Origin of the sequence: Shewanella sp. 6_MG-2023 (assembly GCF_030547195.1) — a bacterium.
GTDB lineage: Bacteria > Pseudomonadota > Gammaproteobacteria > Enterobacterales > Shewanellaceae > Shewanella.
In genome coordinates this window covers 1-19,674 of sequence record NZ_JAUOQU010000042.1, presented here as the reverse complement: position 1 = coordinate 19,674, position 19,674 = coordinate 1, and the positions used below count along the sequence as shown (strand labels likewise).

The 19,674-nt window shown below is 43.1% G+C and carries 16 protein-coding genes; 12 read left to right on the top strand and 4 right to left on the bottom strand.

Annotated elements, in window-relative coordinates:
* Positions 1–192 precede the first annotated feature (192 nt).
* Positions 193–2,817: a M14 family metallopeptidase gene (locus tag Q4533_RS18255; RefSeq protein ID WP_303503708.1), complete on the top strand. Its 2,625-nt coding sequence runs from the start codon at positions 193–195 to the stop codon at positions 2,815–2,817.
* 23 nt (positions 2,818–2,840) lie between these two features.
* Here the strand turns inward: Q4533_RS18255 and Q4533_RS18250 are convergent, their stop codons facing one another.
* Entirely contained in the window at positions 2,841–3,557 is a 717-nt protein-coding gene (locus tag Q4533_RS18250) for a ComF family protein (RefSeq protein WP_303503723.1), read from the bottom strand.
* A 204-nt stretch (positions 3,558–3,761) separates the two neighbouring features.
* Here Q4533_RS18250 and bioH point away from each other — a divergent pair, with 204 nt between their 5' ends.
* From bioH to Q4533_RS18235, 3 genes are all read left to right on the top strand, one after another.
* On the top strand, positions 3,762–4,523 hold the full coding sequence (bioH, locus tag Q4533_RS18245) for a pimeloyl-ACP methyl ester esterase BioH (protein ID WP_303503721.1): 762 nt from the start codon (positions 3,762–3,764) through the stop codon (positions 4,521–4,523).
* Positions 4,524–4,589: 66 nt separating this feature from the next.
* Complete coding sequence (locus Q4533_RS18240; RefSeq protein ID WP_102439429.1) at positions 4,590–5,126, top strand: hypothetical protein; 537 nt, start codon at positions 4,590–4,592, stop codon at positions 5,124–5,126.
* 278 nt (positions 5,127–5,404) lie between these two features.
* Positions 5,405–5,695, top strand: coding sequence for a putative quinol monooxygenase (locus Q4533_RS18235; RefSeq protein WP_102439428.1), 291 nt, complete (start codon positions 5,405–5,407; stop codon positions 5,693–5,695).
* Between the two features lie 109 nt (positions 5,696–5,804).
* Here Q4533_RS18235 and Q4533_RS18230 read toward each other — a convergent pair whose 3' ends face one another.
* Both Q4533_RS18230 and Q4533_RS18225 read right to left on the bottom strand, forming a co-directional pair.
* The gene (locus Q4533_RS18230; protein WP_303503706.1) at positions 5,805–8,150 is read right to left on the bottom strand and encodes a Tex family protein; all 2,346 of its coding nucleotides are present in this window, start codon (positions 8,148–8,150) and stop codon (positions 5,805–5,807) included.
* 237 nt (positions 8,151–8,387) lie between these two features.
* Entirely contained in the window at positions 8,388–9,332 is a 945-nt protein-coding gene (locus Q4533_RS18225) for an AraC family transcriptional regulator (RefSeq protein WP_303503704.1), read from the bottom strand.
* 197 nt (positions 9,333–9,529) lie between these two features.
* Here Q4533_RS18225 and Q4533_RS18220 point away from each other — a divergent pair, with 197 nt between their 5' ends.
* The 6 genes from Q4533_RS18220 to Q4533_RS18195 are packed head-to-tail and all read left to right on the top strand — an operon-like array spanning position 9,530 to position 16,896.
* Positions 9,530–10,477 carry a DmsE family decaheme c-type cytochrome gene (locus tag Q4533_RS18220; protein ID WP_303503702.1) on the top strand — a complete coding sequence of 316 codons (948 nt, stop codon included), beginning with the start codon at positions 9,530–9,532 and terminating at the stop codon, positions 10,475–10,477.
* A 15-nt stretch (positions 10,478–10,492) separates the two neighbouring features.
* Positions 10,493–12,484 carry an MtrB/PioB family decaheme-associated outer membrane protein gene (locus Q4533_RS18215; protein ID WP_303503699.1) on the top strand — a complete coding sequence of 664 codons (1,992 nt, stop codon included), beginning with the start codon at positions 10,493–10,495 and terminating at the stop codon, positions 12,482–12,484.
* 45 nt (positions 12,485–12,529) lie between these two features.
* A complete protein-coding gene (locus Q4533_RS18210; RefSeq protein ID WP_303503697.1) occupies positions 12,530–15,049 on the top strand; it encodes a DMSO/selenate family reductase complex A subunit in 2,520 nt (839 codons plus the stop codon).
* A 14-nt stretch (positions 15,050–15,063) separates the two neighbouring features.
* Positions 15,064–15,729 (top strand): DMSO/selenate family reductase complex B subunit, encoded by a 666-nt coding sequence (locus tag Q4533_RS18205; RefSeq protein WP_303503695.1) that lies wholly within the window; start codon positions 15,064–15,066, stop codon positions 15,727–15,729.
* 48 nt (positions 15,730–15,777) lie between these two features.
* Positions 15,778–16,431 carry a molecular chaperone gene (locus Q4533_RS18200; RefSeq protein ID WP_303503693.1) on the top strand — a complete coding sequence of 218 codons (654 nt, stop codon included), beginning with the start codon at positions 15,778–15,780 and terminating at the stop codon, positions 16,429–16,431.
* 12 nt (positions 16,432–16,443) lie between these two features.
* Complete coding sequence (locus Q4533_RS18195; RefSeq protein WP_303503691.1) at positions 16,444–16,896, top strand: hypothetical protein; 453 nt, start codon at positions 16,444–16,446, stop codon at positions 16,894–16,896.
* A 126-nt stretch (positions 16,897–17,022) separates the two neighbouring features.
* On the opposite strand, the gene Q4533_RS18190 is transcribed toward Q4533_RS18195, so the two are convergent.
* Positions 17,023–17,964: a helix-turn-helix transcriptional regulator gene (locus Q4533_RS18190; RefSeq protein ID WP_303503689.1), complete on the bottom strand. Its 942-nt coding sequence runs from the start codon at positions 17,962–17,964 to the stop codon at positions 17,023–17,025.
* A gap of 185 nt (positions 17,965–18,149) precedes the next feature.
* Between Q4533_RS18190 and Q4533_RS18185 the strand changes: the two genes are divergently transcribed.
* The gene (locus tag Q4533_RS18185; RefSeq protein ID WP_303503686.1) at positions 18,150–19,100 is read left to right on the top strand and encodes a DmsE family decaheme c-type cytochrome; all 951 of its coding nucleotides are present in this window, start codon (positions 18,150–18,152) and stop codon (positions 19,098–19,100) included.
* Between the two features lie 14 nt (positions 19,101–19,114).
* Positions 19,115–19,674: MtrB/PioB family outer membrane beta-barrel protein (locus Q4533_RS18180; protein WP_303503684.1), on the top strand; the 560-nt coding region annotated here is incomplete at its 3' end.

The following is a 19,674-nucleotide window of genomic DNA, read 5'->3' as shown; positions in this document are numbered from 1 at the left end:
AAAAACTGCTCCGTTAGATAGTACTTTAAAGTGTACTAAAAATAGTACTTGAGTAATTTAGTAAGAATTAGCGCTATGATACTCCTAGTTGCGACGGCTTTGTAGTCCTGCAGTGAGCAAGTTGCATAAAAAACACCGAGAAATTGCGCTTTTTAATGGCGATTTAAGTTTAATCACTTTATGGTGATTGTATTGTTTTCTTTTTATGATGTTGTTTCTTATATGATTAGCTTCAATGCATTGTTTACTCGTCTCGCTAAAGGCACCTTTTTCGGCTTCATTATCTGTATGCCATTATTTACCGTGGCGCAGGCTGATTCCCGCATTGAGCAGCGCCTCGGGGCTGAGAAAATTAATAAAAAAATCACCCAACCTACTGAATATTTAGGTTATCCATTGGGCGAGTGGCATTTAAGACATGATCAAATTAATCACTATTTACAACTATTAGCCAGCCAAAGTTCGCGAGTTTCTTTAGATTCTGCTGGTTACTCCTATGAAAAACGCCAGCAACTTAGCGCGGTCATTACCTCAGATGACAACCAACAGCGGCTAGCTGAAATCCTCGAACAACGCAGCCAAGTAAAATACGGTGTCAAACAACAAGGTCCATTACAGCAAAGCCCATTGATTATCTGGTTGGCCTATTCAATTCATGGCGATGAAGCCAGTGGCGCCCATGCGGCGGTGGCGTTAAGCCATTATCTTGCCGCATCTGATGAAGATTGGGTAAAAGAATTACTCGATAATACGGTTATTTTACTGACTCCGACCCAGAACCCTGATGGTTTTGATCGCTTTGCTAACTGGGCAAATAGCAATCGAGGCCAAGTGATTATTACCGATCCTAATCATCGTGAGCATAATCAAGATTGGCCCGGCGGACGTTTTAATCACCATTTCGCTGACTTAAACCGTGACTGGCTATTTCTGCGCCACCCCGCCTCTCAAGGCAGAGTGGCGTTTTTCCATAAATGGCAGCCCCATTATGTAGGGGATTTCCACGAGATGTGGCAAGACCAAACCTACTTCTTTCAACCTGGTGTCGCTGATAGAGTCAATCCGCTGACCAATCCTGCCAATCAAATGTTATCCAATGAGCTAGCGGCCTATCATCGTAAAGCGCTGGATGAGGTTAAGCAGCCATATTTTAGCGGGCAGATGTTTGATGACTTTTTCTATGGTAAAGGCTCAACCTACCCTGATATCAATGGCGCTGTGGGTATTTTGTTTGAGCAAGCTAGCTCCCGTGGTCAAGCCCAAGAGTCCCCCAATGGTGTGGTCACCTTGCAAAATAGTATTGATAATCAATTTTCTACTTCACTATCAAGCCTGCAAGGCGCCCATGCGCTACGTAAAAAATTGATGACATACCAAAGTGATTTTTTTGCTCGCAACAGTAAGCGCACCCGTGACGGTAAACAAACTGGCCGCCTTATCAAAGCCCATGGCGGTAATGCCCATATCACTGAGCTTGCAACGATATTGCAGCAACACCAAATCAGCTTCAAATATCTAAACCGTGAGCTGGAAAACGATGACATACTCTTTAAGCCGTCAAACAGCCTGTTCATTCCTCAAAGTCAGCCACAGCATGACTTATTGCAAGCATTGTTTGATAAGCGCACTGAGTTTAAAGATGAAACCTTTTATGATATTTCCACTTGGAATTTTGAATCAGCTCTGGGCTTAAGTATCAGTGAAAATGCTAAACCCAACCCCAAATATCTCACCAATAACACGCCATATGTCGCGGCGACTGAGCAGCTAGATAACGCCAGCAATGTGGCCTTTATTATTGACTGGCAACAAGCGGCCGCGGCGCCCATGTTGCAGCAATTACTTAGCCAAGGGGTACAGGTTAAATACGCTAAAAAGCCCTTTAGCCTGCCTGATCGCAGCTCTAACGCCAAAAAGTCAGCAGCAATAGACTTCACAGCGGGTAGCCTGCAAATTCCCTTACGCCAGCCCAACTACAAAGGCAATATCGCCTTACTTGTTAGCCAGCTTGCCACGCAATACCAAGTAGTTGTCACTGCAGCAAGCAGCTCACATACCTTAGCGGGAATGGATCTTGGCAGTGATGAATTTAGCGTGATCAACCCCATTAAGCCGTTACTGCTCACAGGCATAGATACTAACGCCTCAGAAACCGGGCAAATGTGGTATTACCTTGATCAAACGCTTGCAGCACCTGTCACTATGGTGGACAGCAATCGACTAGCAGGCATTGATTTATCAGGCTATAGCCACATTTTTATGGCTGATGGGCCTTATCATTTAATCAGTGATGCCAGCGCAAGAAAGCTGGGCAAATTTGTAATGGATGGCGGCACTATCGTGGCGCAAAAGCGGGCGCTGGTATGGCTCAATAAGCGCAATATTCTTAAGTCTCAGCCTAAAACCAGACTAGAGCTGAATAAATTATTTAGCACTTCAGGGATGAGTTATGCGGATAAGTCTAAATTAAATGCCAGACAATCCATCGGCGGCGCCATTGTGGCGTTAACACTGGATGAAACCCATCCAATCAACTTTGGTTTACCTAACCCGCTGCAAGTGATGAAAAACCGTGAGATAAGCTTTAACCTCACTTCCACGCCATTTATTGTGGCGGCGGACTATACCAATGAGCCACTGATGAGCGGTTACCTTGCTAAGGAATATCAGCGCGCTTTTGCCAACACCCCAGCAATGATTGTTGAGCCCAAAGGCAAAGGGCATGTTGTGGCATTAACAGATAATTTTTTGTTTAGAAATATATGGTTAGGCTCTGAAAAAGTCTACGCCAATGCGCTGTATTTTATCCAAAAATAACTGACTAATTTACAGTCTGCCTTTCATAATAATCCCGGTGCTTCAGCCCTTGCTAAGCACCAAGTTTGCACATGGGTATAGTGCGCCGCAAATAAGCGGCTAATTTCATTCACCGTGGTGCCTGTGGTCACCACATCATCGATAAGCGCCACCCGCTGGTAGGGGTTATCTCGCTGCAACGTAAATGCATCGGCGCAATTTAAGCGTCGCTGCTTACCATTAAGTCCCGCTTGGGCCTTGGTATCAACGCAGCGCACCAATAAACTATCGTCCATCGGAATACCAATTTGCGCACTGAGCTCTTTAGCAATCAGCCAAGCTTGATTAAAACCGCGCAGCTTTAAGCGATTGCGATGTAGCGGCACCGGAATGAGCACTTGGGGAAGTTGAATTAAACCTCTGGCCGCCAAATCCATCACCCTTACGGCTAATACTTGCACCAAGGCCGCTAATGGCGCGCATTGCTGCTGATATTTAATCCCAGCTATTAACTCCCCTAAGCCTTGATGATAACTGCAAGGGGCAATGACTAACATGGGTTCAATATGCTGGCAGTGGCCGCAATACACTTGCAATAACGGCATCGATTTACCACAACCTAAACAGACTTCCTGCTGATAAAGCCCCGCCACAAGGCAGGTCTGACACACCCCCGTATGCGGTTTAGCTGCAGAGTACTGAATGATATCTTGTTGACATAACAAGCAGCGGTTAGGCAGGTTAGCTGCCACTGCAGCCATCAATGAAACTAACCGCGCTGTATTATTGCGCAAATTGAGCTTGAGGAGTTTTGAGAGTTGCCAAGCCATAGAATATCCTTATCCTGTATGACAGTTGTTTTAACCAGCGATCATTTATTAATCGCCACTTTTTGAGGTTAGCCTTTGAATCCACCAGCGCTGCACATTACTACTATTACGCCTAAAGCTATTTCTCATACAGATATGACTCATGAAAATAGCACCGACGTTATTGATATCGTATTGCTACATGGCTGGGGGGTGAACTCTGCGGTTTTTCAGCCGCTACAAACCGCATTATCAGAGTATAGAGTGCATTATGTCGACTTGCCGGGCTTTGGTGATAGCCAAGCAAATAGCGATAATATTGAAGCATGGGCAGCAGCGTTAGCTAAAGCTCTACCAGAAAATGCCATCTGGCTTGGTTGGTCATTGGGGGGCTTAGTTGCCACTCAAATTGCCCTAAATCATCCTCAGTCGGTAAAAGCGCTGATCACTGTAGCCTCTTCGCCTTGCTTTATGGCCCAAGAGCAAAATCAGTGGCCGGGGATCGCCCCTGCAGTGCTCACGCAATTTCACCAGCAATTAAATGTCAATCTAGCCAAAACTGTCGAGCGATTTTTAGCGATTCAAGCCATGGGCAGTGACTCGGCCAAACAAGATATTGTAGCGATAAAAAAATTAGTGTTGGCTAAACCTTTACCGACCCAAGCAGTACTCGATCAAGGCTTAGATATGCTCAAAGAGGTTGATTTGCGGCCCCGGCTTAACGATATCAGCCAGCCATGGTTACGTATTTGGGGCAAATGCGATGCCTTAGTACCCAGAACCATCATCCGCCAGTTACCCCAAGCCAGTAATATTACTGACATTGTCCACAATAAAGCCTCCCATGCGCCGTTTATTTCACACCCACAGGCCTTTTTAGATGGCTTATTGCCATGGATAAAAAAACATCAAATATAGGCTATAAAACCTGCTAGCATTTGGTTATAATTTAAACATTAACTGTTTGTTTTTTAAGTGAGTGTTATGCTAATTGTCACTAATTATCCCCAAGTACCGCTTGCAACAAGTAATGTTGCAACGGATCTTGCTCGGGCGGATAATCAGCAGGCAAAGCCAATATTACCGCCACAAGCGTTAACTAAGCCCCACCATGAACGGGCGCTAAATCAAAAAAACGAATCATTATTCCGTTTAAATACCATAGAGGAAAAGCATCGCCAGCAGCGACAATCCTCAGATCAACAGAATCAGCAGCATCTATCCCAACAATCAGCTTTACAACAGCAAGCACCTCAAAGCGCACCGTTAACCGGCTTATTGCCACAACTGCTGCGAGTAGCAGCCAGAAATAATCCCACTGTTAGCCGTCGTGACATTCAGCCCCAAACGCCCACTAAGTCGACTGCAATTAACAGCGATAACAATAAAAAAACCGAAGTTAAACAACAGATAAAGCAGCATTCTGATGAGTTTTATAAACAATTTGGCCAGCACATAGCCACATGTTACCAGCAATGCACCACCCCTTCGCCACTCGCTCATCTGCTGATATTAGTCTAACCCTGCTCTCACTTTAATTAACGGGCTTGATGTCTTCACTTATTATGGCCGAACGATTACTAACTAATCATTATTACCCGCCAATCATTGTATTAGGTAATAGTCGTTATTTAGGCCATAAGCATCAATCACACATTCACTTCAAAAGATTATCTATTAATTTTTGATAATAACTCAAATGACAGCCTATTTATTCACCAGTAAGTAATGGCTAATATAGCTTCATCAGCAACAGGGCTGAACCAAATTCAACTTGATACATTATAGGAACTATCATCATGGCTAGCTTAACTATCGTAGCAAACATCATTACCAAAACTGACAAAGTAGAGCTGGTTAAAGCGGAACTACTAAAACTTATGGATATAACTCGCGCTGAAGCCGGTTGCATCAATTACGACTTACATCAAGACAACGAAAACCCTGCACATTTCATGTTTTATGAAAACTGGGAAAGCCGTGAATTATGGCAAGCACACATGGGTAACGCACATTTAGCCGAGTATATGGTGGCAACCGAAGGTGCTGTTGAGCAGTTCATTTTAAACGAAATGACTCATATCGCTTAATTGGTCGCACTATAAATTTTACAAAATAAAAAGGCCTTAACAGTCACGAGTATTCTCACGATGTTAAGGCCTTTTTTGGTTTAACCCTAAGCCAAACACATTAGCGGTGTTACTTTTTCAGCTTAGCAAAGGCGTCAGCAAAGGCATTACCCATAGCGGCATTAGCTGGGGCCTTTTGCGGTTTATGGGCTGACTTTTGCCCTGATTTATTCCCGCTAGCTTTATGTGTAGGCTTGCTGTTGGCTGATTTAGATTGATTAGCGGTTTTCGCTGTGGGTAGTGCTTCATCAAGGCGCATACTTAATGCGATACGGCGACGCTCTACATCCACTTCCATCACTTTAACTTTAACCACATCACCCGCTTTAACTATGGTGTGAGGATCGCTAACAAACTTGTCAGTAAGTGACGAAATATGCACTAAACCATCTTGATGTACGCCTACATCGACAAAAGCGCCAAAGTTAGTCACATTGGTGACCACGCCTTCTAGGATCATCTCTAGCTTCAGGTCTTTAAGCTCTTCAACACCTTCTTTAAAGCTGGCGGTTTTGAACTCACCACGAGGGTCACGCCCAGGCTTGTCTAGCTCTTTCAAGATATCGCTGATGGTGGGTAAACCAAATTCATCAGTAACAAACTCGGCAGCATTTAGCTGGGATAACAATTCGCTATTACCCATTAAGCTGGCCACAGTTTGCTGCTTGGCACTGGCAATGGCTTCAACCAATTTGTAGGCTTCAGGGTGAACAGATGAACCATCTAATGGATTTTTAGCATCGCTAATACGTAAGAAACCGGCTGCTTGCTCAAAGGCCTTTGGCCCTAAACGCGCCACTTTAAGCAATTGTTTACGGCTTTCAAATTTACCGTTTTCATCGCGGTAGTTAACCACGTTTTTAGCTAAGGTTTTATTTAAACCGGCCACCTGCGCCAATAATGGTGCTGATGCCATATTTAAATCAACGCCCACGCCATTTACACAATCTTCTACGACCGCTTCAAGCGAGCTTGATAGTTGGCTTTGGCTCACATCATGTTGATATTGGCCTACGCCAATGGATTTTGGCTCAATTTTAACGAGTTCAGCTAATGGATCTTGTAGTCGACGGGCAATCGATACTGCGCCGCGGATCGATACATCTAAGTTAGGGAACTCCTCAGAAGCCAGCTCTGATGCTGAGTACACTGATGCGCCCGCTTCACTGACCATCACCTTGGTCAAGCTTGGATGCGTCTCTTTCATAAAGCTCATCACTTCAGCGGCTAATTTATCCGTTTCACGTGAGGCGGTACCATTGCCAATGGCGATGATCTCCACTTTATGCATTTTTATCAGGTTCGCTAAAGTGCGGATTGACTTGTCCCACACGTTTTGCGGCGCATGAGGGAAGATAGTGGTATGGGCCACAAACTTACCGGTGTTATCGACAATCGCCACTTTAACGCCGGTGCGCAGCCCAGGATCTAAGCCCATGGTTGCTTTAGCGCCAGCAGGCGCTGCCATTAATAAATCACCTAAATTACGGGCAAACACATTAATGGCTTCAGCTTCAGCGCGCTCACGCATTTGGCTAATAAACTCGGTTTCCATTTGCAGCGCAATCTTGATGCGCCAAGTGGCGGTAACCACAGTTTTAAGCCACTGATCGACACTCGAGTCTGAAAACTTTAGTTTGAAATGATCGGCAATAATCACCACGCAATAACTGCTTTGCGCCACTTCAGCTTTAGGGTCTGCATTCATCGATAAACTGAGCGCACCTTCATTGCGGCCGCGCAGCATGGCCAGGGCCCGATGGGAAGGCGCTTTGGTAATGGCTTCAGTATGCTCAAAGTAATCGCGAAATTTTGCGCCTTCTTTTTCTTTACCTTTAACTAGGCGGCTTTCAAGCACTGCCTGTTGGCTTAAATGCTTACGCACTTTTTGCAGTAAATCTGCATCTTCAGCAAAACGTTCCATTAAGATAAAACGCGCGCCGTCTAAAACCGCTTTCGCATCGCCAAAGCCGGCGTCGGCATTGATAAATTCAGCCGCTTTTGCTTCAAGATTAATACTACGATTAGCCAGTAAAAAGTCAGCTAAAGGCAACAAACCAGCTTCAATAGCAATTTGACCTTTAGTGCGGCGTTTCGGTTTAAAAGGAAGGTATAAATCTTCTAGGCGGGTTTTGCTGTCAGCGGCATTAATGGCTTGCTGCAATGCTGGGGTTAATTTGCCTTGGGTATCAATGCTAGAAAGAATAACTTGTCTGCGCTCGGCTAATTCACGTAAATAGCTTAAGCGACTATTTAGGGTTCGCAGTTGCGCATCATCTAAACCACCAGTGGCTTCTTTACGGTAGCGGGCAACAAAAGGAACGGTAGAACCATCATCGAGTAAGTTAATCGTCGCTGAGACTTGTTGCTCACGAACATTCAGTTCTTGAGCGATTATTTGAGCAATACTTGGCATAAAAGGTCTATTTGGCTTTGAATAACAAATGAGGTCAAAGATAGCATAATCAACCGCAAACGTTTATGAACAATCGATGATTTTTAAGGGTTTTAACGACAAAGAATGAGATTAATTGCAGAATGATAATGCTGAAATGATGTTAGCTTTACGCTTCAAAATTGTAAGTTAATGATTTTTAATTCAAACTCTTATTCACATTTAATAATGGTTATCATTTAGATTCGTTACTTAAACCTAAAGTTGCATATTGATAGTTATATTATCTTTTACATAACGAGTGGGCGAAATGCCTGTTATTTTAGAAAAGTAACGACTAAAACTTGGCAGGTCTTTAAAGCCACTTTCATAAGCTGATTGTTTTATATTGCCATTGTTTTTATTTAAAATAGAAATGATAAAATCTATTCTAACTTTATTAATCATATCCTTTACACAAATATTATGACTTTTAAGTTCACGTTGTAAACCTCGCTCAGAAACACCAATGAGGTTTGCAAGGCTAGCTAAACTCAATTCTGATGGTGGGATACTATTGGCCGCAGCCCGAATACGATCAAGACTGGAAAATGATGCTGCTGTCGCCACCGTCAATGAGCATGCTTCGCCCTCTTCTTTAGGCACTATCACGGAGAATGCTTGGCAATTAAAAGTGACCTTATTGAACAACGCCACATTGACACCATAAAAAGCACTTTCGAATGGTAACTCTATAATTACATTCGATTTTTCATTTACCCTACAGTGTAAGATATTAATAACACTGGAGTAAATGAATAGATCGTCGTACTTGGACGCCACGGACTGAGTGTTACGTTTTGCCACCAAAGCTAAGCTATTGTCTGTTTCAACGTTATGCCAATTCAGATCAGATACTTGATTATAAAACTGAGTAAACGCTAATAATTTTTGTGCAATGCTAATATCAGAAGATAGATCTATTTTAGTAAATTCTATTATCCGCTGATTAAAATAACCTAATAAATCAATAAAGAAATAGTTATTCTCATTATTACTTTCAATAAAGTTTAATAAATTAGTAATAATCTTAAAACCAATTAAATCGGTATCAGCAAGGTACTTATAATGATGATATTTATTAGGCAAGACAAAATTAATTGACTCACAATATTCACACACTAATTTAGTATGAATAGCGGGGCGACATTTATATTTAATCATGGCAAGACAACTAATTATTCATCAAGTTCAACGATTATACATTTTATTAGCTTTTGATACTTAAAAGACTGACCGCGATCACATATGTCGTTTTACGACAACTCAAATTTATCGATTAGATTTCTATAGATCTTTAAAATACCCCTTATTGATTAGTATATTTTTTAACATTCGATTTAATAAGGTCAGGTAACTTGATGAACTGGTATCGTAAATTCATAACCTATATCAGCATAACGCTCTGTTTATGCTCATTTAGTGCTATCTCTTCGCCATGGGATGACATGCCAGCAGACCAATTAGAGCAACAATTAGTTGAAAAGTTCGCTGCTGGTAAGTATTCCCCTAAAGGGGCAGACAACTGCTTAATGTGTCACCGCAAAAATGACAAAGTCATGGATATCTTCAAAGGCGCCCATGGCAACTTAACTAATAGTGACTCGCCAATGGCGGGGCTGCAGTGCGAAGCTTGTCATGGCCCTCAAGGTAACCATAACCGTGGCGGCAAAGAGCCAATGATCCAATTTGGCCAAGACAGCAAGTTATCAACCCAAGCACAAAATACCGTTTGTCAGGGCTGTCATAACGATCCTGAGCAAATGGCGTGGCATACCAGTACCCATAATCTGGAAGAAATTGCCTGTGCTGATTGTCATAACATTCACGCCGCCACTGACCCTGCATTAGACAAAATGTCAGTGAATGACACCTGTACCTCATGTCACACCCAAGAAAAAGCCGACATGAATAAGCGTTCATCACATCCACTAAAATGGGATCAAATGACCTGTGTTGACTGTCATTCTCCCCATGGTTCTATGACTGAAAGCGCGTTAAATAAACCTTCTATTAATGACACTTGTTATAGCTGTCATGCAGAAATGCGCGGCCCAGTGTTATGGGAACATGCTCCAGTGACTGAAAACTGCGTCACTTGTCATAACCCACACGGCAGCGTTAACGAATCTATGCTCAACAACCGTGCTCCGCAGCTTTGTCAGCAATGCCATGCCGATGATGGCCATGCCAGCCGCGTAGTACCACAACCAGGAATGGATGCCTTTGGCGGCGGCAAAAGTTGTTTAAATTGCCACAGCCAAATTCATGGTTCTAACCACCCTGCTGGCAGCTTGCTGCAACGCTAAATGAGGACAACAACAATGAATTTTAAACTTAATTTTATTACCGCCTCATTAGTGATTGCCTCAGCCCCCGCTATGGCGGCTGACTTTGCGGTAGGTAAAGCCAATACCGCTAATGTTGATCAGCAAAAATATCAATGTCAGCGCTGTGAAGCTAACACTGGCTATAACGGCAGTATCAGTGTTGCCGCGGGTTACATTAGCAGTGATGATGTTCATGCTGCTAATGCCTTTGGTACTGATCAAGACGGTTTTGTCACTGCCGTTAGCGGTGATGTGAACTACCAAGGCGATAGCGGCTATCAAGCGAGCATTCAAGCTAACCAACTGGGTTTTGAAAACAGCTCAGCGAATGTCAGCGTCGGTAAAGCTGGATTGTTCTCAGTTGATGCCGATTACCAATTATTGACCACCTATCAATCAGGTGATGCTCAAAGTCAGCTTTATTATGACGACGGCATGATGCTGCCAAGTGATGAGCCATACACCTTTGAGCTATCACAGCAACGTGAAAAAATGGGCTTTGGTGCCAAAGTTAAGCAAGATTTTTATCAAGGCTACCTGCGTTATGAAACCGAAGATAAAAGCGGTTACAAGAGCAGTAGCATTGTTACCCCAAGCCCGGTAAATATTGGTTTAGTTGTCGACTCGACCACTGATTCATTTACCGCAGGCGCCGCCCTTACTGGCGACAACTGGTTAACTGAACTGAGCTATTTTGGTAGTCAGTACAAAAATAATGTCAACGATTTAAGCTTACCGTATTCATACGACTTGTATGCAGCAACCCCTGACAATGAAGCTCATCAAGTATCACTGTCGGGCCAATATCAATTAGATCGCACTGTGATGTCAGGGCGCTTTATTGTTGGCCGCATGATCCAAGATGATGACCTCATTCAAGTGGCTGGTAATCCAATCCAAAACTGGGATGGTGAAGTCGACACCACTGATGCGAGCTTCAATATCACCTCAATGTTGAGCAACCGTTTACGTCTGGGTGCGAGTTATGACTACAGCAACCGTGAAAACAACAGCTCGGTATTTGAATTCCAGCAATACGACTTTAATAGCTTAAGTGGCAGCTTCAAAGAAAACGTTGCCACTGATATCGAACGCTCAAGCTATAAAGTGAATGCCAGCTACCGCATCAGCAGTGGTTACCGCTTACAAGCAGGTTACGATCGCAAAGATGTTGAACGTACTTACAGCGACCGCGAACAAACTAACGAAGACAACCTATGGGCCAAGTTCAGTATTCGCGCCATTGATAACGTCAATATCAATGTTAAAGCCAGCCACAGCAATCGCGGCGGCTCTGAGTATTTAACCAATGAGCTAACGTCATCTGAAGATAACAGCCTAATGCGTAAGTACTATCTTGCTGATAGAACCCGTAACGATATCGAGCTGCGCGTTAATCACAGCCCACTTGATTGGTTAAGCATCGACTTCACTGGACGCTACGCCATAGATGACTATGACGATACTGTTATCGGCTTAACGGAATCAGAAGATTACGGTTACGACATCAATGTAAACCTACAACTTAGCAAGCAATTATCAGCTTATGGTTTTGCCGGACAACAGTGGATTAATTCAGCTCAAGCTGGCAGCCAAAATTATAGCGACCCTGATTGGTACGCCGATATTGAAGACAAATTTATCAATATGGGCGCCGGCGTGAGCTACGGCGGATTAATGCAGGATCAACTGACTTTAGGGGCTGATTACCTATTCAGTAACTCAAGCAGTGATACCTGCGTTACCAGTGATGGCACCACGCCATACGGTGATTATTATTCTTATAACCATAGCGCCAGCTTATATGCCAACTACGCCTTAAGTGACGACATGGCCTTAAAGCTGACGTACCGCTACGAACGCTATTACGACACCGATGATGCTCAAATATCGCCAGATGAAGTACCAGGCATGGTCACTTTAGGCGAGCTAAATCACAACTATAACGCCCATCAGATCATGCTGAATTTCAGCTATGTGCTGTAGTCGTTAACCTAATTACGCAAAAATATTTTAGTAAGAGGAATGAATATGGAACGCAGAAGTTTCTTAAAGGCGAGTGCTGCATTAGGTTGTGCCGCAACGGTAACGGGTTGTAACACCAGCTCAAAAGATGCTGAGCCACTACCTCCACAACCACCTGTTGATGAAACTCAAACATGGTCTGCATGTTTAGTAAACTGTGGTTCTAACTGCCCAGTAAAAGTTTTTAGTCAAGATGGTGTTATTACCCGTGTTGAAGCTGATAATGAAACAAGCGACGAATACGGCGTTAACCATCAAATCCGTGCTTGTGCTCGTGGTCGTTCATTAAAGCAGCGTACTTATGCGCCAGATCGTTTAAAAACACCAATGAAACGTGTTGGTAAACGTGGCGAAGGAAAGTTTGTACCAATGAGTTGGGATGAAGCCTCTTCTATGGTGGCGAGTGAGCTAGCTCGTATCACTGAACAGTACGGTAATCGCTCAATCCTAAAATTATATGGTTCTGGTGCATACTACGGTTTTGCAAGTTCAAACTGTTTCAATCGTTTGTTAAACCTTAATGGTGGATTCCTTAACATCTATGGTAACTATTCTTGGGCACAGCAAACCGAAGCAGCTTATGCGACTTGGGCTGGTGGTTCAACAAATGGCTCTTCAATGGTTTGTGTTGAAGACAGTGACCTTTTCTTGGGTATTGGTTATAACCCAAGCGAGATGCGTCAATCCGGTTCTGGTGAAGGCTATGATTTCCTCAAAGCACTAGAAAAGAACCCAAGTCTTGAAGTCATCATGGTTGATCCTCGCTATACCGACTCAATGGCAGGTAAAGAAGATAGTTGGCATCCAATTCGTCCAGGTACTGATGCGGTATTCATAGAAGCGATTGCTTTTGAGATGATCAATTCAGGTTGGGTAGCCGAAAACTCTAAAGCCTTTTTAGATCAATACTGTGTGGGTTACGACCGAGCTTCACTTGAAAACCTAAAAACAGAGTTTGAAAGCTCAGAAGATGAAGATAAAAGAAGCTACGCAAAATTCGTTAACGTAGAAGAAAATTATCATGATTACATTTTAGGTATTGGCAAGTTTACTGAAGCTAAAACACCTGAGTGGGCTGCTAAGATTTGTGGTATTTCAGCATCAAGTATCAAGAGTATCGCTTCTAAAGTTATGAATGCCAATGCGCCTTATATTATTACTGGTGCAGGACCTAATCGCCATGCTAACGGCGAGCAAACGATGCGTGCTTGTTACATGTTGCCGCTACTTACCGGTAAAGTTGGTAAAGCAGGTGTCAATAATGGTGCTTTACCCGTACAGGGCGGTATGAGCAAGTCTGCAATGGGGGGGTTATCAAATCCTATAAAAGAATCTATTTCATTCTTCACATTCTCTGATGCGATTTTACGTGGTGAAGAAATGACAGCACGTGCAGATGGAGTTCGTGGTACCGAGGACTTAGATACACCACTAGGTCACAATGTAAAAGCCATTTTTGCAATTAACTCAAACTCTTTGATCAATCAGCACTCTGATTCAAATGGTACTGATGAAATCTTGAAGCTTGAAGAAAATGAAGGTGGTTGTGGACTCATTGTTGTTAGTGATTGTTGGATGACACCATCTGCACGTTATGCAGATATCTTACTACCTGACACAAGTTGGTTAGAGTCTAACGACCTTATCGATAACAGCTATGCAACTGGCCTAATGGGTTACCTTGTCGCTATGGAAGCAGCTGTAGACCCACTATGGGAATGTAAGTCGATGTACGATATGTGTGGCGAAATTGCCAAAAAGATGGGTGTTTATGAACAATACTCAGAAGGCAAAGACGAAGCACAATGGCTTGATGAACTATATGCCGGCACATTAGAACGTCCTACGAGTGCTGATGCTATACCTCCAATGCCTTCTACTTATTCAGAAGCGCAAGAGATCGGTGTATTCCGCTCTTTCAACGGTACTAAACGTTTAGCCTTAGATAGCTATATCAATGGTGGAAATGCACTAGGAACGCCATCAGGAAAAATCGAAATATACTCACTAGACTTTGCACAGAAAGGTGCTGAGTGGACGTTCGATGATGAAGTAAAAGGCGACGCGATCACCGGCTTACCTAAATACCAAAAAACATGGGAAGGTTATGACGATGAAGATACTGTCGATGACTACCCACTTCAATTAATGGGCTACCACAGTAAAGGGCGTACTCACTCTAGTTATCACAATGTGCCTTGGTTACGTGAAGCTGTTGAAGATGCAGTTTGGATGAACCCAAAAGATGCTTATGCCCGTGGTTTAGAGCAAGGCGCTAAAGTTCATGTATGGAGCAAGCGCGGCACGATTGAGTTACCTGTTCGCATCACTCCCCGCGTTGCGCCTGGAGTAGCTGCACTTGGTCAAGGTGCTTGGTACACACCAGATCCAGCCGGTAAAGTTGGCCCATCAGGGCATATAGTAGACGTGGGTGGATGTATTAACACATTGACTCGTTACCAACCTAGTCCAGCAGCTAAAGGTAACCCACAACATACCAACCGCGTTCAAATCGCTAGAGCTTGATGGAGTATTAAGAAATGACAGAACAAATTCAATACGGTTTTTATTTAGACACCACCAAGTGTACTGGCTGTAAAGCGTGTCACGTATCTTGTAAAGACAGACAAAGTGAAATTATTCGCACTGGTAATAACCATGAAGATCAAGGTGTCCCAGCATTAGCTGGTGTTAACTGGCGTCGAGTTTACGAATACGGTGGTGGTTCTTGGTCTGAGAATGCTGACGGAAGTTTCGAGCAAGATGTATTCACTTACTATACTTCAATTGGTTGTAACCACTGTTCAGAGCCTGTTTGTGTTAAAGCTTGTCCAACAGGTGCAATGCACAAGCGCCGTGAAGACGGTTTAGTGCACGTTGCGACTGACTTATGTATCGGTTGTAATAGCTGTGCTCAGGCATGTCCTTACGATGCGCCACAGTTAGATACGCAACGTAAAGTGATGACCAAGTGTGACGGTTGTTTTGACCGCTTAGCTGAAGGAAAAAAACCAATATGTGTTGACTCATGCCCACTTCGAGCAATGGATTTCGACACCATGGAAAACCTTAAAGCTAAATATGGCAATGGCGATGGTCACATTGCTCCATTGCCATCTGAAAGCATCACTACACCAAACCTAATCATCAAAGCCAATAAAAATGGTGGCCGAAGTGGTGAAGTGCTGAACTACTCAGAAGTTTAAATGATTTATGACGCCCTTCGCGGCGTCTTTAATTAAAGGACATTGCTCATGCAAGCAAATGATAATTACCAAGAGTTACAAGCAATAGCCCGTATTTTACATAACTCACTTCTTGACTACCCTTCTGAACAATCGATTCAGCAACTGGTTGATGACCAACTTGGGATAGAGTGGCCTGAACTCAATCATTCAGAACAAAATAAATTAGGTAAAACATTACTCAGTCAATTTTCTAGTCAATGGGAAATTTCACAGCTGAATGAAGTTAAGCTTGATTATGGTCAATTATTTTTTGGTCCTGGTACACCCAAAGCGATGCCATGGGGTTCAGTATATTTAGGTGAGCAAAACATCATTAATGATCAATCCACTGTTGAGCTCATGCGCTTTTACAAGCAATTCGGAATAAGCTTCGATTTAAAGCACAACCAACCAGTAGACCATATCGCTTTGTTCTACGCGGTCATTGATCAATTACTGCAGCAATTAATTGATGAGCCAGACAATAAGCCAGCTAAAGAAGCGCTTATGGTGTTATTGCAACAACACATGTTGCCATGGTCAGGTCGCTGTCACGAACTCGCTATAAAACATGCTGAAACCGATTTCTATAAAGGTATCGCCCTACTAGCAAGCGATTTTGAAAACGTATTAGCTAAGACATTAAATATCATCCCAATGCCAATGCGTTTATTTCGCTAGTAGGAAAAGCTTATGAGTGTCATTCGATCCGTCGCCCAGCAGTGGAACAAAGCAGATTTTGCCCTGCAATTACAACAGTTCTTTGCTCAAGATAAGGACATTGGTGAGCTATTTGTCGGCGCTACGCCTTGCTCGACAGTGTGCAGCCTCATCGCCGCGATGATCGAATTACCACCAAAGCCTAAAAATGAACATTACAGCATGGATATGGAGCAGGTTTTTGACACCCTGTTCCAGTGCTTTTTATTGATGTTTATTAAGGAGCTGGAGCATAAACTGCTGACACAACCCGAGCAGTTAATTATGTCGCTGGCGGTGCATTATGCACAAACCATTAGTGATGATGCGCAATACGCCAACTCAAACCTACAAGACAACAGCCAACGAGTGTTAACCGCCATGGCGCGTTTAGAATCTGAGCGCAAGCAACAGCGTAAACAGCAATATAATATGGGTAAATGTTAACTGCGATAGTAGTTGAAACGGTAGTAGTTGAAGTGATACTAGTTGAAGTGATTAGGACTGTAGCAAATGCGGCTCCACTGGTGAATAACTAACGGATTCACCAGTCACTCATCGGCAGCTAAGGTATTATTTAGTAAGCAAGAATTCACTTGGGGAAATGCCCATAGTTTGATTAAAGATTTTAGTTAATCTGCCCTGATCGGTAAAACCACAATCACACGCGGTCAGCTTAATATTGCCATTATTCATTTCTAATAATCTGCGCGCTTTTTTATATTTAACATTATTAATTAATGTCTTAAGGGATATTCCCATTTCTTCAACCACTTTTGTTAATGAACGTGGTGAAATACCTAATATAAATGCCAAAGAAGAAATATTAAGCTTATTAATTGGGATCATATTACTTGCCGCTATAAGCAAATCATAATCAGTAATTCTTTTACTTAGAAACATCGGATTATAAACTTTACTATCACACAACTTAGAAACAGAAAACACAAACTTACCCACATTTGTATCATTCGTGCCGAATTTTGTATCAACAGGAAAATCTAAATACTTTAAATACTCTTCACTCTTTAAACTGAACTCTGCTGTTATCGTTCCTGTGGCAGAAATATTTGGCTGACTCATCATTTTAATTAAAAAACTATAAAGTAATAAGTCATTAAATTTCCCATGTAAAGCAGACTTAGAGACTAAACTAACTGTCTCATTCGTTTCCACTAAACTCCAATTGTGATTAATTCTCATCCCATGAATATTTTCATAAAAATCAACAAGCTGAGAAGCCATATCGGCATCATTTCTCGGGGGTACCATTCGATAAAATGCTTGCAGCCAAGTGTCTGTGCATACTTTCATTAGTTCGCTAAAAAACTCTGCGTTATTTGTTTGTTGCTCAATACATTCCAACATTTTAATGGGAGCACTGCTACTGATTAAATCATCATCAGACAAACTTCTTATTACATCAAACTCTTCTGGCAATATAACATTATTATCTTGGCAATAATTTAAGATTGCTTTAGCTGTTAAAGCTGGTCTTACTAAAAATTTAATCATAGACACCTCCTGTGAATACTATAAAACAACCATTATTTTTTGCCTTTACATTTAAATTGTTTGTGACCGAGTTCAAACAATGTTTTTTTTAGAAAACGATAAAAGGCGAAATATACACAGGTAAAAAGTAAAATATATTTAGTTACTGGTATGTGTAGATTGGTTAAAATTATTAAGGTGCCACGATGAAACATAGTAAATGTTATTCCAGATTATTGACCTTGTTGTTATTTGGTGGCAGCGTTTTAACAGCTAATGCCACCCCATGGGATGACCTCAGTTCAACACAATTAGAACAACAGTTAGTTGAGAAGTTCGCTGAAGGCAACTACTCCCCTAAAGGCGCCGACAACTGCCTAACCTGTCACCGTAAAAATGAAACCGTCATGGACATATTTGATGGCGTGCACGGTAACATTGCCAGCAGCGACTCACCTATGGCAGGCCTACAGTGCGAAGCTTGTCATGGCCCTCAAGGTAACCATAACCGTGGCGGTAAAGAGCCGATGATTGCGTTTGGTTCCGACAGCAAATTGTCTGCCCCAACCCAAAACACCGTTTGCCAAGGCTGTCATAACGACCCTGAGCAAATGGCATGGCATACCAGCACCCATAACCTAGAAGAAATTGCCTGTGCCGATTGTCACACCATTCATGCCGCTACTGACCCCGCGTTAGATAAGCTGTCGGTGAATGACACCTGTACTTCATGTCACACCCAAGAAAAGGCCGACATGAACAAGCGCTCATCACACCCAATGAAATGGGACCAAATGACCTGTATTGATTGTCATGCTCCCCACGGTTCAATGAGTGAAAACGCCTTAGTTAAACCAACCGTTAATGACACCTGTTATAGCTGTCACGCTGAAAAACGTGGTCCCTTCCTATGGGAACACGCCCCGGTGACTGAAAGCTGCGTGTCATGTCATAACCCCCACGGCAGCGTCAACGACAATATGCTTGATAGCCGCGCACCGCAGTTATGTCAGCAATGTCATGCACCCGATGGTCACGCCTCTCGCGTTGTACCTGAGCCGGGGATGGATGCCTTTGGTGGTGGAAAAAGCTGCCTTAACTGTCACAACCAAATTCATGGTTCTAATCACCCAGCTGGCAGTCTGCTGCAACGCTAATGGAGAGCAAGATTATGTCATTTAAATTGAATATTATTACCCTGTCACTGCTGGCGGTATCCACCTCTGGCATGGCAGCTAACTTCGGGGTTGGCAACGCCAATACCACCGCGGTTAATACCCATAAATATGAATGTAAACGCTGCACTAACCTAGTCGGTTATAGCGGTGAAGTCAGTGTTGCTGCCGGGTATAACAGCATCAGTGATATTCACGCTGGTAATGCCTTAGGCACTGCCAAAGATGGCGGCATTGCTGCCGTCAGTGGTGATGTGCGCTTTAACAGTGAGTCTGGTTATCAAGCCCGTATCCAAGCCCATCAGCTAGGCATGGATAATGGCTTTGCTCACGTGTCTGGCGGTAAAGCTGGCTTGTATGAATTTAGCCTCGATTATGATGCGATTAAAACCTATAAAGCCGGTGATGTAGAAAGTAGTCTATGGCACAACGATGGCATGTTAACCCCATCTGATGCCATCAACAGCTTCGACTTAGCTCAGCGCCGCGAAAAAGTGGCCCTCGGCATGGAGTACGGTCAAGACTTCTATGGCGCCTTTGTGAAATACAGCCAAGA